We start from the raw sequence: 21,804 nt of genomic DNA, 5'->3' as shown, positions 1-21,804 counted from the left end.
CGGGGACCGCTAGCGTCGAGGCATGGATCGTCGGGGGAAGATCATGCTCGGAATCGCCGTGGGGGCCGTGGTGGTATTGCTGGCGCTCGCGGCGCCGGCGGTCATCGGCATGATCCCGACCGACGAGGTGGTCGCGGAAGCGCCGTCGTCGTCTGCCACCCCGGAGCGCATAGCGACCCCGACGCCGACGCCCACGCCGACTCCGGAGCCCTCCGAGCCCGCCCCGGTCGAAACCACTCCCGCCCCGCCCGAGAGCAAATGCCTCGGCGTCGCACCCGGGAAGGATCGCGGGTCGATCTCGCCCGGAGCGACGGGTGTCGTCGAGCGGTCGAACGCGAAGGGGCTCGCGACCGTCTACCGCGTGGTGTCGAACGATTCGTACTGGGCGATCGTCGAGCGGTTCTGCCTCGACAGCGGCGAGTTCGACGCCGCGAACGCGTTCGACGGGGCCGGCGACATCTACGAGGGCGACTACCTCGCGATCCTCCCCGAGGGCATGGAGACCGCGCTGGCTCTCAACGAGGCGAAGAAGGGCGGCTACCGCACTCATCAGGACTGCGACGGCATCGCGCGCATCGAGCTGTCCGAGCCCGATTCGTCCGGTCGGATCGCCGTGAGCATGACGGGGAAGCTCGTCGACTCGGGTGTGGGGGAGTACGCGGAGGGGCCGGTCGAGAAGGTCGACGGGGCACCGACGTTCTACACAGTCCAGCCGGGTGACACGTATCGCGGCATCGGCGACCGGTTCTGCGTCGACGCGATCACCGTGCAGCAGTTCAATCAGGCCGGCGGGCCGGAGCGCGTCCTGCAACCTGGAGACCGCGTGCAGCTTCGCCCGACGAGCCGGTCGATCGAGGCGAAGGGATGACCACCGCGCGCCGAACATGACCGCGCGGCTCGCGCCTTTACTCTGACCAGGTGAGCACGCCCGCATCCCCTCAGCTCGCGCAGCGTGCCTGGGGCATCGCGGCTGGCGTCATCGTTGTCCTGTCGGTCCTGCCTACCTTCCTGGTCCTCTTCCTTGTCGCGACGGTGGACGAGCAGTACGGGTGGCTTCTCATCGTCACCTTCGCGATGCTGGTCGCGGGCGGTTCGGCGGCAATGCTCGCCGGAATCGTCGGTCTTGTCTTCGCCGGCGTCCGTCGGAGTGGGTTCGTCTGGCCCGCGATCGGCACGGTCCTGGGGATCGGACTCGTCGGCGCCGCGTCGATCATCCTCGCGATCGGCCGCTGACGACGGAGCCGCGGCATCCCCCGCTTCGTAGACTGGAGTGATGCGGCCGCTGACAGAGGACCAGTTGCGCGACGTGCTCGTCAATGCGACGAGAGACGAGCGGGAACGTCTCGAACTGCCCCACGACTTTCCGATCCTCGAGTGGGATCACCTCGATTTCCTCGCCTGGCGAGACCCCACGACGCGCAGCCGGGGTTACGTCGTCGCCGAGATCGGCGGTGAGCCAACGGGCATCGTCCTGCGGGCCGCGAACGGCGCCGCCCACGCGCGCTCGGCGATGTGCAACATCTGCCACACGATGCAGCCGGGCAATCAGGTGACGATGTTCACCGCGCGACGTGCGGGGGATGCCGGTGATCGCGGCGACAGTGTCGGCACCTACGTGTGCGCCGATCTGACCTGCCACGACAACGTGCGGATCGCCGCGCCGCTCGCGCCGAGCGAGATCCGCGCGAGCGTCGATCGGCGGATCGACGGCACTCGACACCGCCTCGAATCCTTCGTCGAGCGCGTCGCGACGGCCGCCTGACGGCTCGGTTTTCGACAAGCCCTCGGGGAGGGTAGTATCGGTGATCGCGCCTCCGGTCGACTGAGAAAGCCGGGCGGGTGCGCACCTGGCGAGTTACCCAAGCGGCCAAAGGGATCTGACTGTAAATCAGACTGCATTGCATTCGGGGGTTCGAATCCCTCACTCGCCACCACCTCATGAAGAGCCGCGGAGCAATCCGTGGCTCTTTCTCATTCCCGCCGCGGGTCGAGCAACCCCTGTGGACATTCCGTTGACGGACGGCGCGGTCTGACAGGATGGGAGCGAGGGCGGGGGGAGGCCTCCGCCGAAGGGATGTCGAGGATGAGCGAACCGATCACCGCCCCCAGTTCGAGCAAGATCTTCAGAGCAGCGATCTGGGTCGCCATCGGCGCGCTGATCGCTGCCGCGATCGTTTGCGTCGTCTGGGTCATCGTCGGCGACTCCGCCGGCATCGTCGGGCGGGCGTTCCTCACGATCCTGTTGCTGGCGGCCTTCGCCGGACTGTCGATCCTCGAGGCATCCCTCGCCCCTCGCCGACCGGCGTGGTTCGCGCTGGCCAGCATCGTGTCGTGGGTGATCGCGCTCATCATCGGCGCGTTCCTGATCTGGATGCCGGATGCGGGCGACAACTACGGCGTCGGCGTCGAGCGGTTCTTCAAGTACATCGTCATCCTGCTCGTCCTGCAGGGAGCTCTCCTTCACATCCGTCTTTACGTGAAGTCGTTCACGCGCCACCAGACGACGTTCACCAGCATCGTGGCGTACGTCACGATGGGCCTCGTCGTCATCCTCGCGTTCATGCTCGTGATCCCGCTGATGCTCGGTGAGTTCGTCGACTTCCGCGACATCTACTGGCGCGTGCTCGTCTCCGCGGCGATCCTCGCCGCGGTCGGTACGGCACTCGTCCCGCTCGTGAACGCCCTCTTCGCCCCGAAGAAGGAACGCCCCCAGGCCATCGGCTACGGCGCTGCGGGATACGGTGCACCGGGCTACCCGCAGCAGCTGCCGTACGCGGCGCAGGACGCCGCGCCGTCGGCACCCGTCCAGGCCTGGCCGACCTATGCGGACGGTCGTACCCCGCTTCCCGTGATGCCCGACGGCAGCCCCGACTGGAACGCCTACTACACCGGCCAGCCGACCTACCCGCAGCAGGCCTACGGTGCGAGCGGTGACGTGCCCCCCGCGCCTCCGGTTCCGCAGCACAACGAGGGCCCAACTCCGCCCGCACCCGGCGAGCCTGCTCCGCCCGCGCCGCCTGCTCCGCCCGCGCACCCCGACCAGCCGGCGCCGCCGATGCCCCCGGCTCCGGGGACGCCGGACGTTCCGCCGCCGCCGCGCTACTGACCAGCACGGCGCGAACCGCCCGTGACACCTCGCCATCGGCCGGATGTCGCGGGCGGTTCCGCGTTCCGCGGGAGTCGGCCCCCGGCGGCGTACCGTGGAGGGATGGATGCCGCCGCGCTCGCCGATCTCGCTCTGGACATCGCTCGCGAAGCGGGCCGACTCGCCCGCACGCGCCGTGAGGAAGGCGTCGCGATCGCCGCCACCAAGTCGGCGCTCGCCGACATCGTGACCGAGGCTGACCGTGAGGTCGAAGCGCTCATCCGTGCCCGTCTCGCCGCGGAGCGGCCGGACGACGGTTTCCTCGGCGAGGAGTCCGGCGCCGAGCGAGGGACCTCCGACATCACCTGGGTCGTCGACCCCATCGACGGCACCGTGAACTACGCCTACGGGATGCCGCATTACGCCGTCAGCATCGCGGCGGTGTCGGGCGACCCGACGCCGCCGACGTGGACCGCTCTGGCGGGGGTCGTCCACAACCCGGCTGTCGACGAGACCTTCCACGCGATCCGAGGCGGCGGTGCGTGGCTGGGCGAGCACCGGCTTTCCGCGTCGAGCGTGGGCGAAGCCGGTGGGCTCGTCGCCACGGGGTTCGGGTACGACCCGAAGCACCACGCTGAAGACCTCGCCCGGGTCGCCGCCGTGATGCCGCTTCTGCGCGACCTACGACGCGCGGGAGCTGCGTCGCTCGACCTGGCCTACGTCGCCGCCGGCCGGCTGGACGGCTACTTCGAACGGGGATTGCATCCCTGGGACCACGCGGCAGGTGGGCTGCTGGTCGCCGAGGCGGGCGGACTGATCACGGGGGCTCCCGGCGGCGCCCCGGGCCGCGAGATGACCATCGCTGCGGGTCCCGAGCTCTTCGAACGGCTGGTCGCGACGATCGGTGTGTGAACAGGGACCCCATTCTCAGCCTCCGTCGTGTAGCGTGTTTATCTGATCGTTACCTTCGCTGCCCGAGCGGAGGAGATCGACCCCTGAAGCCCGCGGCCCCCGGCCGCTCTACGCGAGAGCCCGCACGTTTGACTTTCGATGCCACCCCGACTGACGCGCCCGCAGCGCGTCGCAGCCGGCGACCCGCTGTGTCCGGCTCCGCGCCGTTGACCCGCGCGGAGTACCGGCGACAGGCTGACGGGTCCGGCGTCGCAGGCGAGGCCGCCGCGACAGTTCACGCGGCAGAGGCTCCCATCCTGCGCCGTCGCCGCTCGCGCGACGCTTCTTCCGTCGTCGACGCCGGCGCGGCAGAGCCGGCCCTCTCGGGACCTGTCTTCGCCTCATCCGTCGCTGTCGAGCCGGAGGCGACCAAAGTGCGGGCGTCGATCGCTGAATCCGTCGTCGCAGAGGCAGCTGCAGCCGCTCTTCCGCGGCGTCGCCGATCGTCCCGGCCGGCCGCCCCCGCGGTCCCGGTCCCCGAGGTTCCCGTGCGGGAGTTCCTCGACGAGACCATCGTCCTCCCGGCCGCGGATTCTGTTCACTCGTCCGCTCACGACGCGACGTCGAGCATCGACGAGTTCGAGCTCGCCGCCAAGGTGTTCTCCTTCACCGGCGAGACCCCGATCCAGGTCGCCCGAGCGGCGGCGGAGGCCGACGAGCAGCCGAAGCCCACGACCCGGGTGCGCATGGCCGACCAGCCCGCTCGACCCCGCCGCGGCCGGGTCATGTTCAAGCGTGTCGCCGCGGCATCCTTCTCGGTCAGCGTCGTCGGCGTGGTGGGCCTTCTCGCGATCGGTACCACCACGCCCGTCGCCGCGGTCGGCGCGTTCGGCCAGGAGGTTCGCGGCGACATGACGCTCGCCAGCGATGCGACCGACGTCGATGCCCCCGAGATCCAGGCGTACGTCGCGGGCTCTGCCACGGCGGCCAAGGATCTCGCCCGATCCGACGAGTACGACATCGAGTCGATGGCCGACGTCGCCGCCGACTCCGGTGTCACCAAGTTCGCGGGCACCTGGGTGAACGACGCGACGGCAGCCGTGCAGTGGCCCTTCCCCGTCGGCGTGCCCATCTCGGCGCAGTTCGGTTCGACGTCCTACCTCTCGAAGTTCTCGCGCGCCCACCACGGCACCGACTTCACCCCCGGCCGGGGAGCCGAGATCCACGCGGTCGCCGCGGGAACGGTCCGCATCGCGACCGAGGCCGGCGGCGACTACGGTGTGACCGTCGTCATCGACCACATCATCGACGGTCAGCTCGTGTCGACCCGTTACGGGCACATGGAGTACGGGTCCCTTCGCGTCTCGCCCGGCGAGACCGTGAAGGCCGGCCAGGTCATCGGACAGGTCGGCAGTACCGGCAAGTCCACCGGCCCCCACCTGCACCTCGAGGTGCTGATCGGCGGCACCACGCGCATCGATCCGCTTCCGTGGCTGAAGGAGCACACGCGAGGCTGACCCGGTTACAGAGGGATGCCGCGACTCTGGTATCCTCTTCTAGTTGCCCGCTTGCGGGCAGCACGCCCCGATAGCTCAGTGGCAGAGCACTTCCATGGTAAGGAAGGGGTCGTCAGTTCAATCCTGACTCGGGGCTCGCAGCATCCTTCAGATGCGCCACGGCGGGGTAGCTCAGCTGGTCAGAGCGCACGACTCATAATCGTGAGGTCGCGGGTTCAAGCCCCGCTCCCGCTACGCAAAACCCCCGGCTCCACCCGGGGGTTTTGTCTATTTCCGCTCGCCGGGGCGGACGGGCGAAGGTCAGCGGCCCGACTCCTGAGCGTCGAGGAGCACATCCTCCGGGTCAGCGGGGCGCGGTGGCCGCCGCTCGCGGCGTGCGCGAGCGGTGAACGCCAGTGCGCGCCCTGCCGCAGCGAATGCGCCGCAGAGTGCGGCCGCTCCCACTATCCGAGGCCCGAGATGCGGCTCGCCGTCGAGCCCGGTCCACGGGATCATGAGCCACATCACGGGCACGGACGCGAGTGCGCCCAGCGCCCAGAACACGGCGACGTGCACCCATCTCGCCGTGACGGAGCGCAGGGCACGCCCCGTCAGCCAGGCCAGTGGAGACCCGAACCACGTGAAGACGAACACAGCGAGGATGCTGGCGGTGATGAACGCCCCGAGGTAGTCACCTCCGCTGCCGTTAGCCGTGAACTCCACGACCCAGTAGGCGCTCACGAGGATCGATGCGAGAGCCCACGTCGTGAGGGTGTGAACGGTGACATCGACGAATGAGAAAGGGACTCGGCGTCCGGCTCTGGCCATCATGGACCGAATCTGTCACAGATCGATCGGGAACGGTGCCACCGGTGGCTGGTCAGGAGCGTATCGGCGAGCCGGCGCGCGTCGGCGAGTCGGCGGGAATCACCGTCCACGCGCTGATGCGCGATGGCGCCCTCGAGCATGAGGAAGATCGTCCCCGCGATCTCGGGGGTATCCTCGCCGAGATCTTCGGCCACCAGCTCGCCGACGCGGTGCGCGACCCTGGCCTTGTGGTCGCGGATGACGCTCCACCCGGCGTGGTCAGGCGGCAGCTCCGCGGCCGCGTTGAGGAACGCGCAGCCGTGGCCGACCGGGTCTACGTCGTGGGCGTAGGAGTCGAAGACCGTCAGGGTCCGCGGCCCGGGGGAGGACATGATGCGTCTTTCCCACCGTGCCGACCACGCGGCATCCCGCTCGCGGAGATACGCGAGCACGAGTGCGTCCTTCGACCCGAACCGGTCGTAGAGGGTGCGCTTGGTGACGCCGGAATGCTCGGCGATCGCATCGACACCGACAGAGGCGATACCACGCTCGTAGAAGAGCCGGCTCGCTGCGGCAAGCACCTTCTGCGCGCCGCGGGTCAGCGGCGCCGGAAGCCCGGCATCCTGATCCGTCGGCGGACGCACGGGATCGAACGCGGCACGCCGCCTCACCGAGTCGATGGGCGGCGTGTCACTCCCGATCCCTTGCATCGGCGGGCACGATGCCGACGGGAGATCAGACGTCGATGGGGGAGAGGTCGCCCTCGCCCTCCTCACCGAGCTCCACGATCACAGGGTCTTCGCCCTGGGACTCGGGCTGGATGCCCGAATCGGCATACGTCTCACCGGGGTCCGCCGGGGTCTCGATGTCGTCGGGCAGACGGCCCTCGAACTCGGCATCGGCCGCTTCGGTGTCACCGACGGTGGTGTCTTCGGTGGGGGCGTCGCTCGGGTCGAGGCGGATGCCGTCGTCGGCGGGCTGATCGGGAGTGCTCATGGGGTTCCTTCCGTCGGATGGCTGCGCCCGGGGGTCACGGGGCGCCAGGTGATGGACATCCACTTTCGCTCCGTCGGTCCACCTCGCGCACGGGCTGTCGCCCCGGGCCCGGCTGGGCTACCCTGCCGCGGTGACCACGCGACTGCTGCTGATCTCCGACACGCACATCCCGGGCCGTGCGCGGACCCTGCCGGATGCGGTCCGGCGCGAAGCGGATGCCGCCGACCTCACCATCCATGCGGGGGACTGGGTCGCGGCATCCGTCCTCGCGGACCTGCAGCAGCACGGCGACGTCCTCGGGGTGTACGGGAACAACGACGGCGAGGATCTGCGGTCGGTCCTGCCGGAGGTGGCCCGGCGCGAGGTCGAGGGAGTCCGCATCGCGGTCGTGCACGAGACCGGTCAGAAGCAGCGCCGCGAGGAGCGGATGGATGCCGCCTTCCCTGAGACCGACCTGCTCGTGTTCGGCCACAGCCACATCCCCTGGGACACGACCGCGATGAGCGGGATGCGTCTGCTGAATCCAGGATCGCCCACGGACCGCAGGCGGCAGCCCGATCACACGCTGATGGTGGTCGAGGTGGCGGACGGCGGCATCCGCACTGTCGAACTCCGCAGCATCTGACGGGTTGCACCCCGTCGTCGGAGGAGTACTATCGCTGTCGGATTGCTAGAAAAGCGAGGTAAATCTCATGGCGAAGGATTCCCGTCGGTGGCTGGGTCTGGTCTTCATCAGCGTCGCGGTGTCGCTCATCATCGTCGACTCGACCATCGTCAACGTGGCGGTCCCGTCCATCGTCGAAGAGCTGGAGATCAGCTCGACCGAAGTCCAGTGGGTGCAGGAGGTCTACACCCTCGTCTTCGCCTCGCTCCTGCTGCTCTTCGGTGCCTTCGCGGACCGCTTCGGGCGGCGGCGGATCATGCTTCTCGGCGTATCGATCTTCGCCGCCTCCTCGGTGCTGGCGAGCTTCGCGCCGACGGGTGAGCTGCTGATCCTCGCCCGCTTCGTGCAGGGCGTCGGCGGGGCGATGATCCTACCGACGACGCTCTCGCTCATCAACTCCACGTTCCGCGGCCGCGAGCGCGGTATCGCGTTCGCCGTCTGGGGCTCGACCATCGGCGGCATGGCCGCGGTCGGCCCGCTCCTCGGCGGCTGGTTGACGACGGCGTTCTCATGGCGCTGGGCCTTCGGGATCAACATCCCCCTCGGCATCATCATCGTGATCGGCGTGCTCCTGACGGTCGCCGAATCGCGCGAGAGCCGGAAGCGGTCGATCGACGGGGTGGGCGCGCTGCTGTCCGTCATCATGTTCGGCTCGCTCGTCTTCGGTCTGATCGAGGGGCGGACGTTCGGCTGGTGGACCGCGGAGGACGGGCTCACGATCGGCGGCTGGGAGTGGCCGCTCTCCGTCTCGCCCATTCCCTTCGCCTTCGGGATCACCCTCGTCGCGCTCGTGCTGTTCGTCTGGTGGGGCCTGCGTCGCGGTCGCCGGGGCCAGGATCCGTTCATCGACTTCTCGCTGCTGAGCATCTCGTCGTTCCGGAACGGCAACATAGCCGCCCTCGTCGTCTCGCTCGGCGAGTTCGGCCTGATTCTCGCGCTGCCTCTCTGGCTGCAGTTCGTCCTCGGCTTCGACGCGCTCCAGGTGGGTCTCTTGCTTCTCGCGCTCGCCGGCGGATCGTTCGTCGCCAGCGGCGCCGCGGGCGCATCCAGCGGGAAGGTGCCCGCAGTCGTGGTGGTACGCGTCGGCATCCTGGCCGAGATCATCGGCATCGCCTGGGCCGGGTTCATCATCGGACCGGATGCCGCCTGGGGCTGGCTCATCCCCGCGCTCGCCGTGTACGGGTTCGGCGTGGGGCTCGCGACCGCGCAGCTCACGGGTGTCATCCTGCAGGACGTCCCCGTCGAGAAGTCCGGGCAGGGCTCGGGCATGCAGTCCACCGCTCGCCAGGTCGGCTCGGCACTCGGCGTAGCGATCCTCGGGACGGTGCTGTTCACCACCACCGGCGGTGTGCTGGCGGCGTCCCTCGACGATGCCAGCGTCCCGTCCGCCGCCGCGGACAAGGTGGTCACCGCCGTCGTCGACTCCGCGGGAGCAGCCATCGCCGGTCTCGAAGCGGACCCCTCGCAGGCACAGGTCGCGGATGCCGCGCGCACCGCCTTCTCCGACGGCACCCGCGCATCCGCTCTGACGGCGGCGGGCTTCCTCGTGATCGGTCTGGGTGCGACGTTCGCCCTCGGAGCCGGCCGGCGCCGTGATGACGAGGCTCAGGAGTCGCGAGCGGCGGGGCGCGTCCACGGGTCGTAGTCCACTTCGAGCGGCTCCTGGGTGGGGCGTTCGGCGTCGGGGACGTGCTGCAGGTTCACGCGGACGCGGTACCAGAGCGAACTCGACCCGCGCATGCCGTCCACCATCACGTCGGCGGGGGAGAGATGCGCCGCGACCTCGGGGTGCCGCGCGCGCCACCGGTCGAGACCGCCGAGAGCCTCGTCCTTCGTCGCTGCGCGGGAGATCTCGATGAGGGGCATCGTCGACTTCCGCCGTCCCGATCCGTCCCCGCCGCGCGGCGCGCGTTCGGCGGGGCCGAGCTCGTCCGCGAGCGCCAGCAGCTTCTCGAGAGACCCGGGAGCGTCGTCGATGCCTGCGTGAGCGTCGCCTCGCTCCGCGAAGAGACCTGGCATCGTGCGGACCGTGAACTCCTCTGGACGGACCGTCCGCAGCGCGTCCCATTCGATCGGCATCGAGACGCGGGCATCCGGAAGGGGACGGACGGAGTACGCCGAGGCAACCGTGCGGTCCTTCGCGTTCTGGTTGAAATCGACGAACACGCTCTCGCCTCGTTCCTCCTTCCACCAGTGCGCCGTCGCGAGACCCGGAGCGCGGTTCTCGATCTCGCGGGCGAACGCCTGCGCCCCGAGCCGCACCTGCGCGTAGTCGTGCGCGCGATCGGTGCGGACGAGGATGTGGATGCCGCGCGAGCCCGACGTCTTCGGCCATCCGACGAGCCCCACGTCCGTCAGCAGATCGCGCGCGACGAAGGCGACGTCGACGATCTGCGACCACTCCACGCCGGGCATCGGGTCGAGGTCGATGCGCAGTTCGTCGGGGTGATCGAGGTCGTCGGCGCGGACGGGGTGGGGGTTGAGGTCGAGGCATCCGAGTCCCACCGCCCACACCAGGCCCGCGGCATCCCGGATCACTGCTTCTTCCGCACTCGTTCCCGAGGCGTAGCGGAGCGTCGCAGAAGAGACGAAGTCGGGGCGATTCTCGGGGACGCGCTTCTGGAAGAACGCCTCCTGATCGATGCCCTTCACGAAACGCTTCAGCACCATCGGCCGGTCCGCGACGCCGCGCACGGCCCCGTCAGCCACCGCGAGGTAGTACTCCGCGAGCTCGCGCTTGGTGATCCCGGGCTCCGGGAACACCACCTTGTCGGGACTCGAGAGCCGCACCTCGTTCCCGTCGACTTCGAGGGTGACCGCGTCGTCCTTCTTCGCCATGCGCCCGGTCTACCGCGGCGCGTGCCCGTGGGCCACGGGGTTGCGCGGACGCGGTCGAACTACGATCAGAGGGTCCCGCCCGGCATCCTTCTCTGGAGGTACACCCATGTCCACGCCCCTGACCGGCTCGGCTGCGCTCGACCACGCCGCCGACCTGGCGGACTTCGTCGCCGCCTCGCCCTCGAGCTACCACGCCGCGGCGGAGGTCGCTCGTCGAGTTCGCGAGGCGGGATTCCACGAGCTCGACGAGCGCGACGCGTGGCCCGCCCAGCCCGGGGGGCGGTTCTTCGTCGTGCGCGACGGTGCGGTGCTGGCGTGGGTCGTCCCGGACGCAGCGGATGCCGCGACCGGTGTGCATGTCTTCGGCGCGCACAGCGACTCCCCGGCCCTGAAACTCAAGCCCCGCCCGACGACGGGCAGCCTCGGCTGGTTGCAGGCGGGCGTCGAGGTCTACGGCGGGCCGCTCCTGAACTCGTGGCTCGATCGCGAGCTGCGTCTCGCGGGCCGCCTGGTGCTCGACGACGGCACGAGCGTCCTCGCCGCGACCGGCGCGCTCCTGCGGCTGCCGCAGCTCGCCATCCACCTCGACCGCGAGGTCAACGACGGCCTCGCCCTCGACAAGCAGCGCCAGACCCAGCCTGTGTGGGGTCTCGGCGACGCCGACTCCGCCGACCTGCTCGCCGAGCTCGCCGCAGAAGCCGGTGTCGACGCCTCGCGCATCCGCGGGTACGACGTCGTCACGGCCGACGCCGCCCGGGGCGCCGTGTTCGGCAAGGGCGAGGTGTTCTTCGCCTCGGGCCGCCTCGACGATCTCGCCTCGGTGCACGCCGGTGTCGTGGCCCTCGAGCGGGCAGCCGACGGCTTCGACGCGGAGCGCATCGCGATGCTCGCCGTGTTCGACCACGAGGAGGTCGGGTCCGCGACCCGCTCGGGCGCCGCCGGCCCGTTCCTGGCCGATGTGCTCGAGCGCATCCAGCTCGCCCTCGGCGCCGATCGCGAGCAGCAGCTGCGTGCGCTCGCCGCCTCGTGGTGCGTGTCGAGCGACGTCGGGCACGCGGTGCACCCGAACTACGCAGAAAAGCACGACCCGGTCGTCCAGCCCCGTCTCGGGTCGGGCCCGATCCTCAAGATCAACGCGAACCAGCGCTACGCGACCGACGGGGCCGGCGCGGCGGCGTGGCACGGCTGGTGCGACACCGCCGGTGTCGGCTCGCAGGAGTTCGTCTCGAACAACGCCGTGCCGTGCGGCTCGACGATCGGTCCGATCACGGCGACCCGGCTCGGGATCGCGACGGTGGACGTCGGCATCCCGATCCTGTCGATGCACTCCGCGCGCGAGCTCGCCGGCGTGAGCGACCTGCACGACCTGTCGCGCGTGGCGGAGGCGTTCTTCACCGCCTGAGTCCGGCAGAACGACGGATGCCGCGGGCCCGCCGACGTCATGTCGGGGACCCGCGGCATCCGCGGTGTCACAGGTGATGTGTCAGGCCGCGATCAGTACCAGCCCGCGGACTGCGAGTGGCCCCAGGCGCCGCAGGGGCTGCCGTAGCGACTGTCGATGTAGCCGAAGCCCCACGCGATCTGGGTGGCGGGGTTGGTGCGCCAGTCGGACGCGACGCTTCCCATCTTGCTGCCGGGGAGGGCCTGCGGGATGCCGTAGGCACCGCTGGACGGGTTGGAGGCGCGGTAGTTCCAACCGGACTCCTTGTTCCACAGTGAGACGAGGCAGGAGTACTGGTCGTCGCCCCAGCCGTAATCGCCGAGCATGGCGCGAGCGGTGGCCTTGGCGGCCGCGGCCGACGTGCCGCCACTGGAGGGAGCGGCGCTGGACGAGGAGGAGCTGGACGAGGAGGAGCCGGACGAGGAGGACCCGGACGAGGAGGACGCCGAGCGCGAGGCACTGGCCTGGGCGGCCTCTTCGGCAGCCTTCTTCTCGGCGGCGGCCTTCTTGGCGGCCTCGGCCTTGCGCTTCTCCTCGGCGACGCGTTCCTTCTCCTTCTCGACGGCCGCGTCGAGACGGCCGCGCAGCGCGCTGGTCTTCTCCGTCACCGTCGCGACCTCGGCTTCCACGGCCTCGGTGGCATCGCGGGTGTCGAGCAGGAGAGGAAGAGCGGAGACGGACTCCAACTCGTCGACGGCCTTCGCCAAGCCATCGGTGGACACGGTCGTGTCCTTCGTCCCGACGTCGAGCTTCGACGCTGCGATGTCGGCGGTGACGTCGGTGGATGCGGCCACCGCGGCCTTCGCCTCATCCAGCGTCGAGCGGATCTCGGACTGCGGCGCCGAGGTCGCGACGCCGTCGGTCAGGGAGTCGGGGAGGGTCCGCGAGAACGAGGCGAGAGCGATGGCGGGAGCCGTGGTCTCGGCCTGCGCGTCCTGCGGAGCGGGTGTCATGGCCGTCGCGCTTGCGGCGATCACGAACGCTGTGGTCAGCGTCGAGAGGACGAGAACCGGGCGGCGGCGGAGCCGACGTTCTTCGGTTCGGGTGGAGCGGATGGATCGGCGTGTGGCGGGGGAGTTCGAGTCAGTAGGCATGCAGAAGTAATGGTTCCGTGTAGCGAGGACACGCCCCCAGGGAGCGTGCGTGACCGTTCGGGCGGGCACGAGTCGCCCACTCTGGTGCACGAACCTGAGCGTTACCCGAACGTTATCTGCGCATCGACGATCCGCGCCCCGCCGGGAAAAGACCTGATCACGAACCCTGGCAAGTTCCTGAGGTCGGGTCGTGACAGTTTCGAACGATATATCGTTGGGTATCGGTCACCACCTGAAGGAGACATCATGAACAGCTCATTCGGTTCGCAGGGCTTCGGCTCGGGCGGCTTCGGCGGCACCGGCCGCGGGTTCGGATCGGGGCCGCAGGGCTTCGATCTCGGCAACCTCGGCGCCGGTCTCATGGAGGCCTTCGAGCAGTTCCGAACGTCTTTCGATCAGCGCCCCACGCCCTCACGCATGAGCCGGGGTGACGTGCGCACCGCTGTCCTCGCACTCCTGGTCGAGAAGCCCATGCACGGATACCAGATCATCCAGGAGATCGACTCCCGTAGCGGCGGATCGTGGAAGCCCAGCGCCGGCTCGGTCTACCCCACGCTGCAGTTGCTCGCCGATGAGGGCCTCATCGTCGCCGAGGAGGCGGGCGGTCGGAAGACGTACTCCCTCACCGACGCGGGCCGCATGGTCGCCGAAGAGGCGACGGGGTCGGCCCCATGGGAGACGGCGGCGCCCGCCAAGGAGCACCACCACCGTGCGACTGCGCTGCCCAAGGCAGGCGTCGAGCTGGCTCAGGCAGCGGCACAGGTCGCCCGCACCGGGTCGCCCGAGCAGGTGGCGGAGGCCGTGGAGATCCTCGACGAGGCTCGCCGCCGGCTCTACGCCCTGCTCGCGCAGGGCTGATCCGCGTGGCAGCACGGCGTCGGGAAGGCGAGAACCTTCCCGACGACCGCCACGCGCGGGCGCGCTACCGACGCATCCTCCGCTTCGCGGCGAGAGCACTCGTCGTCACGTGGTGGTTCGAGCTCTTCCTGCCACGCATCGGCCTCGGCTGGATCGGCGTGCGAGGGCGTTCGGCACGCATGCAGCGCATCGCGCGCCGCTTCCACGGGCTCGCGATCGACCTCGGCGGCCTGATGATCAAGGTCGGCCAGTTCATGTCGTCGCGCCTGGACGTCCTGCCGCCCGAGATCACGAAAGAACTGGAGGGACTGCAGGACGAGGTTCCGGCGGTCCCGTTCCCCGAGATCCGCGCCGAGGCCGAAGGACAGCTGGGCGTTCCGCTCGACCGCGGTTTCGCCGGCGTCGAGACGGTACCGGTGGCGGCGGCATCCCTCGGTCAGGCCCATCGGGCTCGGCTGGCGGAGGAAGATGCCGCCCTCACGGGACTCGACGCGGTCGTCGTGAAGGTGCAGCGCCCCGGCATCCAGCGGATCGTCGACACGGATCTCGCCGCACTCCGCCGCGTCGGTCGTTGGCTCAGCCACGTCCGCATCGTCTCGGACCGCGTCGATGCGCCGCAGCTCGTCGAAGAGTTCGCCGAGACGAGCCTGGAGGAGATCGACTACCTGCACGAGGCGGCCAACGGCGAACGCTTCGCGGCGGACTTCGCCGGTGACCCCCGCGTCGGGGTCCCCGCGGTCGTCTGGGAGCGGACCTCGCGACGCACCCTGACGCTCGAGGACGTCACGGCGATCAAGATCACCGATCACGAGGCGCTCCTCGCGGCGGGGATCGACCCGGCGGAGGTCGCCCAGGTGTTCGCCTCGGTCATGTTCGATCAGGTCTTCACCCACGGCTTCTTCCACGCCGATCCGCACCCGGGCAACATCTTCGTGACGCCGCTGACGGGGACGGATGCCGCCGGTGCCGGCGCTCCGCCGTGGCGCCTCACCTTCATCGACTTCGGCATGATGGGCGAGGTTCCGCCGAGCCTGCGCAACGGACTTCGCCGCCTCATGATCGCCGTCGCCGCCCGTGACGGCGTCGCGCTCGTCCAGAGCATCCGCGACGTGGGCGTCCTCCTGCCCAGCGCCGACACGACCGAGCTCGAGCGCGCCATGACGCAGCTGTTCGCCCGCTTCGGCGGCATGGGCTTCGCCGAGCTCCGCGAGGTGGACCCGCGGGAGTTCCGCGCGTTCGCGATCGAGTTCCAGGACGTCGTGCGGTCGCTGCCGTTCCAGCTGCCCGAGAACTTCCTGCTCATCGTGCGCGCGATGTCGCTCACGTCGGGCGTCTGCAGTGCGCTGGATCCGGCCTTCAACCTCTGGGACGCCGTCGAGCCCTACGCCTCGCGGCTCGTCCGCGAGGAAGGTCGCAACGCCGTCGCCGACGTCCTGCGCCGCGCCGTGACCGGCATCACCACGGCGTCACGGCTGCCGGGGCGGGTGGACGGGTTCCTCACGCGGATCGAGGACCGTCGGGTCTCGTTCCCCGATCCGGCGCTGGAGCGGCGGGTCGCCCGGCTGGAGCAGCTGGGCAGGCGCACCCTCTCGGGCCTCGTGTTCGCCGCGCTGCTCATCGGCGGTGCGACGCTGCGTCCGGAGGACCCGGTCCTGGGCGGGGTGCTGATGACGGGCTCTCTGCTCCCGCTCGGGCATGCGCTCCTGGCAGGGGTGTTCGGCCGGCGCTGGTGACGAGAAGGCGGGGGCCGGCCCGCCGCCTAGGATGAGTCGGGCGCGCCGGCACAGCTCCGGAGCGCGCGGAGGAGGCGGCATGGCCGGCAATCGGAGGACCTGGATTCTCGTCGACGGTGAGAACATCGACGCGACCCTCGGCGGATCGATCCTGGGGCGACGTCCTCAGCCCGACGAGCGGCCCCGGTGGGACCGCATCCTCTCCTTCGTCGCCGACCAGTGGAATCAGGACGCGCGCGGACTGTTCTTCCTCAACGCCTCGACGAACCTGCCGATGTCGTTCGTGCAGGCGCTGCTCGCGCTCGGCTACCAGCCCGTCCCGCTGTCGGGCGACGCGGACGAGAAGGTCGTCGACCTCGCCATCCAGCGGACGCTCCAGGCGCTTCAGAGCCACGGTGACGACGTCGTCCTCGTCAGCCACGACGGCGACTTCGTCGACGATCTCGGCGTCCTCGCCGACGGCTCGCGTCGCGTCGGCGTGCTGGCCTTCGAGGAGTTCCGCAACGCCGGGTTCGCTCAGATCCCCGGCATCCGCTTCTTCGATCTCGAGTACGACGCGAGCGCGTTCGATGCGCAGCTTCCCCGCGTGCGGATCATCCCGATCGACGAGTTCGACCCCGAGCAGTTCCTGCGCTGAGCGGGTTGTCCCGCTGAGCGGGGTCAGGCGAAGCGCACCCAGTTCGCGCCGCGGCCTGTCTCGTACCGTCCCTGCAGATGCAGGTCGGTTCCGTCGACGCGGTAGAGCGACACGGTCGTCGACCCTTCACCGGCGGCGACGAGGAGTCGGCGGTCGGGGCTGACGGCGAACCCGCGCGGTTGCGTCTCGGTCGCGACGAACCCGGTGGGTTCCGACAGCGACCCATCGTCGAGGATGCGCAGAGCCGCGAGAGTGCTCGCGGTGCGCTCCGACGCCCACACGACGCCGTCCGTGAGGTGGATGTCCGCGCCCCAGACGTAATGGTTCTCGCGCGGGTCCTCGTCGATGACGCTGTGGCGGAGTTTCTCGGACGGGTCGTGGGCCTGCGTGGCATCGACCAGGTCGAGCGCTCCCGTCGACGGGTCGCGACGGTATCGCAGGACCTCGCCGGTGAACTCGGTGAGGACGTAGACGCTTCTCTCGTCGTCGCTGAACGCGAGGTGCCGCGGGCCGCTGCCGTCCGGGGCGGCCGCGGTCGGCGGGTCGAGCGGGGTCAGGGCGAGGTCCGCTTCCAGCGTGCACTGGGCGACGAGGTCGGTCTCGAGCGAGACGAAGTAGACGTGGCGGCCATCGCCGCTCGCGAGCACGGAGTGCAGCCGGGGGAGGTGCACCTCCGCGACAGGCGGGGAGACGACGCCGGCGTCGTCGACGCCGCACACGATGCCGTACCCGCCCGAGTACGCAGCGCCGAGGAGCGCCGATCCGCCGCGGGTGAGAGAGAGGTAGTTCATGGCCCCGCCCGGCAACGCAACCCGAGAGAGACTGGTCAATTCGCCGGTCTCCCGATTCAGGGAGAGGGTGAGGATGCCGGCATCCCCGTCGTCGTCGTCGGCCTTCACGGACGCGTACACGAGGCCCCGCTCCGCATCGACGGCGAAGTTCGAGCAGCCGGTGGTCCCGGAGGTGACGGCGAGCCGTTGGAGTCCGTCATCGGTCACGCGGAAGGTGCTGATCGACGAGTCACCGGCGTTGGCCACGAGGACGAGTGAAGACGACATGGATCGATCGTATGCCGCTCCCCGCGAGCGGCGCCGCGTCCGCCCGGGAGTAGGGTCGACGCATGCGTTTCGAGTCGGATCTGCTCCCGTGACCGCGCCCGCAACGACCGACCGCAACGCCCGCTACTACCTCGGCGCGCTCGCGATCGGCCTGCTCGCCGGGCTCATGTCGGGCATGTTCGGCGTGGGCGGCGGCACCGTCATCGTCCCGCTCCTGCTGACGCTCCTCGTCTTCGATCAGCGCCGCGCGGCAGGCACGTCGCTCGCGGCGATCGTGCCGACGGCGGCCGTCGGCGTCATCTCTTACGCGGTCGTCGATGCTGTGGCGTGGATCCCCGCGATCATCCTCGCCGCGGGCGCGGTCGTCGGGGCGCAGATCGGCACGTGGCTGCTCGCGCGGTTGTCTCAGAACGTCATCCGCTGGGGGTTCATCGCGTTCCTCGTCGTGGTGATCGTGATGCTCTTCATCGTCGTCCCGTCGCGCGAGGCGGAGCTGCCGCTGACCTGGGGAATCGGGGCCGGCTTGGCGGTTCTCGGAGTCTTCACCGGGATCATGGCGGGCCTGCTCGGCGTCGGCGGCGGCGTCATCGTCGTGCCGGCGCTCATGTTCCTCTTCGGGACGAGCGATCTCGTCGCCAAGGGCACGTCGCTCCTCATGATGATCCCGACCGCCATCTCGGGCACGGTCGGCAACCTCCGACGCCACAACGTCGACCTCGTCGCGGCCGCCGTCATCGGTGTGGCGGCCTGCACGACGACCGCGCTCGGCGCGTGGCTCGCGACGCTCGTCGATCCGTTCACGGCGAACGTCCTGTTCGCGATCTATCTCACCTTCATCGCAATCCAGCTCGGGATCAAGGCGGTGCGCGCACACCGCGCGCGCTGAGCCCGCTCGGGACCCGGACGGTAGGATCGTCCGGTGCCTGTGAATCCCGAGTTGCTCGGTCGCGCGTTCCCGCCGACCGCCCCGTACCTCGTCGGTCGCGAGAAGGTGCGCGAGTTCGCCCGCGCCGTGTTCGCCACCGACCCGCAGCACGACGACCCCGCCGCTGCCCGGGATCTCGGCTACGCCGACGTCGTCGCGCCGCCCACCTTCGCGATGGTGATCCAGGACCTCACGCTGCAGCAGCTGCTGAGCGAACCGGGCTCCGGCATCGTGCTCGAGCGCGTCGTCCACGCCGAGCAGCGGTTCCGCTACACGCGGCCCATCGTCGCCGGCGACGAGCTGACCGGGCGTCTCACGGTCACCGGCATCCGCGCCTTCGGCAAGGGCGCGATGGTGACGAGCGAGGCCGAGATCACGGATGCCGGTGGCGATCACGTCGTCACCGCGACCTCCGTCCTGCTGGTCGGAGGAGACGAATGACCACTCTCGAGATCGGCACCGTCGTCGCCGAGCGCACCGTCCACCTGACGAGGACCTCCCTCGTCCGCTATGCGGGCGCGTCGGGGGACCTCAACCCCATCCACTACAACGACGCCGTCGCCGCGCGCGTCGGCCTGCCCGGCGTCCTCGCCCACGGCATGCTCACGATGGGCCTCGCCGTCGAGACGATCGTCGAATGGCTGGGGGACTCCGGCCGCATCCTCGAGTACGGCGTCCGCTTCACGCGCCCCGTCGTCGTCGACACCGAGACCGGCGCCGACGTCACCGTCGTCGCGAAGGTCGGCGCGGTCGACGATGACGCCGTGCGCATCGATCTGACCGTCAGCCACGACGGCACGACGGTCCTCGGCAAAGCGCAGGTGCGCGTCCGCGCGGCATCCTGATGCCCGAGATCACGCCCGTCCCCCTCTCGCAGCTCACAACGCTGCGCGTCGGTGGAACGCCTCATCGCATGGTCGAGGCGCGCTCGACCGACGAGGTCGCCGACGCGCTCCGCGACGTCTGGGCCGCGGGGGAGCGGTGGCTGGTGCTCGGCGGCGGCTCGAATCTGCTCTTCGCCGACGACGAGTTCGACGGCACCGTGATCCTCGTCCGGACGACCGGCATCGAGCGGTTGCCTTCGCCGAACCCCGGTCATGTGCGACTCAAGGTGCAGGCGGGCCACTCCTGGGATGACCTCGTCGCGCAGACGGTCGCGGCGGGACTCAGCGGCATCGAGGCGATGGCGGGCATCCCCGGCACCACGGGCGCGGCACCCATCCAGAACATCGGCGCCTACGGCCAGGAGATCGTCGAGACCCTCGTCGAGGTGGAGCTCATCGACGAGTCCACCGGTGAGGTGTCGGTGGTCCCGGCATCCGATCTGGGTCTGGGGCTTCGCACCTCGGTCCTGAAGAAGCATTACGGCTCGGTACCCGAGCGTTCCGCCGTCATCCTGTCGGTCACCTTGGAGCTCGCGCAGGTCGGCCACGGCGCCGTTCCCGTGCGCGGAGCGCAGCTGCGGTCGGCGCTGGGACTCGACGCGGATGCCGCGGTCTCGCTCGCGTGGATCCGCGAGACGGTCCTCGACATCCGATCCCGCAAGGGAATGGTCCTCGACGCGGACGACAACGACACGTGGAGCGCCGGTTCGTTCTTCCAGAACCCGGTGGTGTCGGCGCAGTTCGCCGCGAGCCTCCCCGCCGAGGCTCCCCGGTGGTCGATGGCGCCCGCCCTCGAGGCCGACCGCGTGATCCCGCTCGACCGGTTCGACGGGTTCATCCCGCCGCGGGCCGGGGGACCCGCGCCCGTCAAGATCAGTGCCGCCTGGCTCATAGAGCACGCCGGCATGCGCAAGGGCTTCCGCCTGCCCGGGTCGCAGGCATCGCTCTCGACCAAGCACGCGCTCGCGCTCACGAACCGCGGCCGCGCGACGGCCGAGGAGGTCGCCGCTCTCGCGCGTCTCATCCAGCAGCGCGTGCAGTCCGAGTTCGGTGTGCTCCTGCAACCCGAGCCGGTGCTCTTCGACGTCGAGCTCTGACTCGGGGTCTCGGCGCCGAGGTCCCACTCCGGCCGGAAACTGCGTGCGCATTCCCGGCCGGAGTGGGACGTCGACGATCGTCGACGGAGGTCGACGTCAGGCGAACAGGCGCTGCAGACGCTGGACGCCTTCGAGCAGCTGGTCCTCGCCGAGTGCGTACGACAGGCGCAGGTAGCCCGACGGGCCGAACGCCTCGCCCGGGACGACCGCGACTTCGGCGCGCTCGAGGATGAAGTCCGCGAGCTCGAGCGACGTGTCGATGCGGACGCCGTCCCAGTCGCGGCCCAGCAGACCGGTCACGTCGGGGTACGCGTAGAACGCACCGAGCGGGTTCGGGACCGTGACCCCGGCGATCTTCGCGAGCTCGGAGACGATCAGGCCGCGACGACGGTCGAAGGCCTGTCGCATCTTCTCGGCCTCGTCCTGCGGGCCGGTCAGGGCGGCGAGGGCGGCGCGCTGGGCGACGTTGTTGACGTTGGAGGACAGATGCGACTGGAGGTTGCCGGCGACCTTGATGGCGTCGGCGGGGCCGACCATCCAGCCCACGCGCCAGCCGGTCATGGCGTAGGTCTTCGCCACGCCGTTGACCAGGATCGTCTGGCCGGCGAGCTCCGGCACGGCCTCGACGATCGACTGCGCGCGGGCGCCCTCGTAGACGAGGTTCTGGTAGATCTCGTCGCTGATCACCCAGATGCCGTGGGCGAGGGCCCACTCGCCGATGGCCGTGACCTCGTCAGGGGTGTAGACGGCGCCGGTCGGGTTCGACGGCGAGACGAAGACGAGCACCGTCGTCTTGTCGGTGCGGGCCGCCTCGAGCTGGTCGACGGTGACCTTGTACTCCTGGTCGGCTCCGGCGAACACCTCGACGGGCACGCCGTCGGCGAGGGCGATCGCCTCGGGGTACGTGGTCCAGTAGGGGGCGGGAAGGAGGATTTCGTCGCCCGGGTTCACGACGGCCTGGAAGGCCTGGTAGACGGACTGCTTGCCGCCGTTGGTGACGATGACCTGCGAGGCCGCGACCTCGAGACCCGAGTCGCGGAGCGTCTTCGCGGCGATCGCCTCGCGCAGGACCGGCAGGCCGGCGGCGGGCGTGTAGCGGAAATTAGCGGGGTCGCGCAGGGCCTCGGCTGCGGCATCCACGACGAACTGCGGCGTCGCGAAGTCGGGCTCTCCGGCCGCGTACGAGATCACCGGGCGACCGGCGGCCTGGAGGGCCTTGGCCTTGGCATCGACCTTGAGGGTCGCGGACTCGGCGATGGCGGAGAGCTTGCGGGAGACGGGGGCGCGTTCGGTCACCCTC

The 21,804-nt window shown here is 70.1% G+C and carries 23 protein-coding genes and 3 tRNA genes; 19 read left to right on the top strand and 7 right to left on the bottom strand.

Annotated elements, in window-relative coordinates; genetic code table 11:
- Window positions 1-22: 22 nt before the first annotated feature.
- The 9 genes from BBA86_RS09925 (at window position 23) to BBA86_RS09885 (ending at window position 5,727) form a co-directional block, all read left to right on the top strand.
- A complete protein-coding gene (locus BBA86_RS09925) occupies window positions 23-868 on the top strand; it encodes a LysM peptidoglycan-binding domain-containing protein (RefSeq protein ID WP_065571411.1) in 846 nt (281 codons plus the stop codon).
- A gap of 50 nt (window positions 869-918) precedes the next feature.
- The gene (locus BBA86_RS09920; RefSeq protein ID WP_065571410.1) at window positions 919-1,233 is read left to right on the top strand and encodes a hypothetical protein; all 315 of its coding nucleotides are present in this window, start codon (window positions 919-921) and stop codon (window positions 1,231-1,233) included.
- A gap of 40 nt (window positions 1,234-1,273) precedes the next feature.
- The gene (locus tag BBA86_RS09915) at window positions 1,274-1,762 is read left to right on the top strand and encodes an FBP domain-containing protein (RefSeq protein ID WP_065571409.1); all 489 of its coding nucleotides are present in this window, start codon (window positions 1,274-1,276) and stop codon (window positions 1,760-1,762) included.
- Between the two features lie 87 nt (window positions 1,763-1,849).
- Window positions 1,850-1,934, top strand: a tRNA-Tyr gene (locus BBA86_RS09910).
- Between the two features lie 149 nt (window positions 1,935-2,083).
- Window positions 2,084-3,106, top strand: coding sequence for an ABC transporter permease (locus tag BBA86_RS14585; protein WP_065571408.1), 1,023 nt, complete (start codon window positions 2,084-2,086; stop codon window positions 3,104-3,106).
- Between the two features lie 102 nt (window positions 3,107-3,208).
- Entirely contained in the window at window positions 3,209-3,997 is a 789-nt protein-coding gene (locus BBA86_RS09900) for an inositol monophosphatase family protein (protein WP_065571407.1), read from the top strand.
- Between the two features lie 188 nt (window positions 3,998-4,185).
- A complete protein-coding gene (locus tag BBA86_RS14765; protein ID WP_065571406.1) occupies window positions 4,186-5,493 on the top strand; it encodes a M23 family metallopeptidase in 1,308 nt (435 codons plus the stop codon).
- Window positions 5,494-5,557: 64 nt separating this feature from the next.
- Window positions 5,558-5,629 (top strand) — tRNA-Thr (locus BBA86_RS09890).
- A 24-nt stretch (window positions 5,630-5,653) separates the two neighbouring features.
- A tRNA-Met gene (locus tag BBA86_RS09885) sits at window positions 5,654-5,727 on the top strand.
- A 66-nt stretch (window positions 5,728-5,793) separates the two neighbouring features.
- Here the strand turns inward: BBA86_RS09885 and BBA86_RS09880 are convergent.
- From BBA86_RS09880 to BBA86_RS09870, 3 genes are all read right to left on the bottom strand, one after another.
- On the bottom strand, window positions 5,794-6,213 hold the full coding sequence (locus BBA86_RS09880) for a hypothetical protein (RefSeq protein WP_189318451.1): 420 nt from the start codon (window positions 6,211-6,213) through the stop codon (window positions 5,794-5,796).
- Window positions 6,214-6,299: 86 nt separating this feature from the next.
- Window positions 6,300-6,950, bottom strand: coding sequence for a TetR/AcrR family transcriptional regulator (locus BBA86_RS09875; RefSeq protein ID WP_223247067.1), 651 nt, complete (start codon window positions 6,948-6,950; stop codon window positions 6,300-6,302).
- A 64-nt stretch (window positions 6,951-7,014) separates the two neighbouring features.
- On the bottom strand, window positions 7,015-7,275 hold the full coding sequence (locus BBA86_RS09870) for a hypothetical protein (protein WP_065571404.1): 261 nt from the start codon (window positions 7,273-7,275) through the stop codon (window positions 7,015-7,017).
- Between the two features lie 130 nt (window positions 7,276-7,405).
- On the opposite strand from BBA86_RS09870, the gene BBA86_RS09865 reads away from it, so the two are divergent.
- Entirely contained in the window at window positions 7,406-7,900 is a 495-nt protein-coding gene (locus tag BBA86_RS09865) for a metallophosphoesterase family protein (RefSeq protein ID WP_189318450.1), read from the top strand.
- A 67-nt stretch (window positions 7,901-7,967) separates the two neighbouring features.
- The gene (locus BBA86_RS09860) at window positions 7,968-9,584 is read left to right on the top strand and encodes a DHA2 family efflux MFS transporter permease subunit (RefSeq protein ID WP_065571402.1); all 1,617 of its coding nucleotides are present in this window, start codon (window positions 7,968-7,970) and stop codon (window positions 9,582-9,584) included.
- Here BBA86_RS09860 and ligD read toward each other — a convergent pair.
- The gene (ligD, locus tag BBA86_RS09855; protein WP_065571401.1) at window positions 9,545-10,777 is read right to left on the bottom strand and encodes a non-homologous end-joining DNA ligase; all 1,233 of its coding nucleotides are present in this window, start codon (window positions 10,775-10,777) and stop codon (window positions 9,545-9,547) included. The genes BBA86_RS09860 and ligD overlap by 40 nt on opposite strands.
- Window positions 10,778-10,883: 106 nt before the next feature.
- Here ligD and BBA86_RS09850 point away from each other — a divergent pair, with 106 nt between their 5' ends.
- On the top strand, window positions 10,884-12,179 hold the full coding sequence (locus tag BBA86_RS09850; protein ID WP_065571400.1) for a M18 family aminopeptidase: 1,296 nt from the start codon (window positions 10,884-10,886) through the stop codon (window positions 12,177-12,179).
- A 92-nt stretch (window positions 12,180-12,271) separates the two neighbouring features.
- Here the strand turns inward: BBA86_RS09850 and BBA86_RS09845 are convergent, their stop codons facing one another.
- Window positions 12,272-13,312, bottom strand: coding sequence for a lytic transglycosylase domain-containing protein (locus BBA86_RS09845; protein ID WP_065571399.1), 1,041 nt, complete (start codon window positions 13,310-13,312; stop codon window positions 12,272-12,274).
- Window positions 13,313-13,558: 246 nt separating this feature from the next.
- Between BBA86_RS09845 and BBA86_RS09840 the strand changes: the two genes are divergently transcribed.
- The 3 genes from BBA86_RS09840 to BBA86_RS09830 all read left to right on the top strand — a co-directional run bounded on the left by BBA86_RS09840 (window position 13,559) and on the right by BBA86_RS09830 (window position 16,540).
- Complete coding sequence (locus tag BBA86_RS09840) at window positions 13,559-14,170, top strand: PadR family transcriptional regulator (protein WP_065571398.1); 612 nt, start codon at window positions 13,559-13,561, stop codon at window positions 14,168-14,170.
- Between the two features lie 5 nt (window positions 14,171-14,175).
- Window positions 14,176-15,903, top strand: coding sequence for an ABC1 kinase family protein (locus BBA86_RS09835; RefSeq protein ID WP_065571397.1), 1,728 nt, complete (start codon window positions 14,176-14,178; stop codon window positions 15,901-15,903).
- 79 nt (window positions 15,904-15,982) lie between these two features.
- Entirely contained in the window at window positions 15,983-16,540 is a 558-nt protein-coding gene (locus BBA86_RS09830) for an NYN domain-containing protein (RefSeq protein WP_065571396.1), read from the top strand.
- 23 nt (window positions 16,541-16,563) lie between these two features.
- Here BBA86_RS09830 and BBA86_RS09825 read toward each other — a convergent pair whose 3' ends face one another.
- Complete coding sequence (locus tag BBA86_RS09825; protein WP_065571395.1) at window positions 16,564-17,598, bottom strand: lactonase family protein; 1,035 nt, start codon at window positions 17,596-17,598, stop codon at window positions 16,564-16,566.
- Between the two features lie 88 nt (window positions 17,599-17,686).
- Between BBA86_RS09825 and BBA86_RS09820 the strand changes: the two genes are divergently transcribed.
- The 4 genes from BBA86_RS09820 to BBA86_RS09805 are packed head-to-tail and all read left to right on the top strand — an operon-like array spanning window position 17,687 to window position 20,504.
- Complete coding sequence (locus BBA86_RS09820) at window positions 17,687-18,484, top strand: sulfite exporter TauE/SafE family protein (protein ID WP_065571394.1); 798 nt, start codon at window positions 17,687-17,689, stop codon at window positions 18,482-18,484.
- 33 nt (window positions 18,485-18,517) lie between these two features.
- The gene (locus BBA86_RS09815) at window positions 18,518-18,964 is read left to right on the top strand and encodes a MaoC family dehydratase N-terminal domain-containing protein (RefSeq protein WP_065571393.1); all 447 of its coding nucleotides are present in this window, start codon (window positions 18,518-18,520) and stop codon (window positions 18,962-18,964) included.
- Window positions 18,961-19,368 carry a MaoC/PaaZ C-terminal domain-containing protein gene (locus BBA86_RS09810; RefSeq protein ID WP_065571392.1) on the top strand — a complete coding sequence of 136 codons (408 nt, stop codon included), beginning with the start codon at window positions 18,961-18,963 and terminating at the stop codon, window positions 19,366-19,368. Before BBA86_RS09815 ends, BBA86_RS09810 begins: the two co-directional genes overlap by 4 nt.
- The gene (locus tag BBA86_RS09805) at window positions 19,368-20,504 is read left to right on the top strand and encodes a UDP-N-acetylmuramate dehydrogenase (RefSeq protein WP_065571391.1); all 1,137 of its coding nucleotides are present in this window, start codon (window positions 19,368-19,370) and stop codon (window positions 20,502-20,504) included. The genes BBA86_RS09810 and BBA86_RS09805 overlap by 1 nt, the downstream gene beginning before the upstream one ends.
- A gap of 96 nt (window positions 20,505-20,600) precedes the next feature.
- Here the strand turns inward: BBA86_RS09805 and BBA86_RS09800 are convergent, their stop codons facing one another.
- A complete protein-coding gene (locus BBA86_RS09800) occupies window positions 20,601-21,800 on the bottom strand; it encodes a pyridoxal phosphate-dependent aminotransferase (RefSeq protein WP_065571390.1) in 1,200 nt (399 codons plus the stop codon).
- Between the last annotated feature and the right edge of the window lie 4 nt (window positions 21,801-21,804).

It is taken from the genome of Microbacterium oleivorans (assembly GCF_001691565.1).
Taxonomy (GTDB): Bacteria; Actinomycetota; Actinomycetes; order Actinomycetales; family Microbacteriaceae; genus Microbacterium; species Microbacterium oleivorans_B.
The sequence above is the reverse complement of the archived record's forward strand: the minus strand, read 5'-3'. Positions and strand labels throughout refer to the sequence as shown.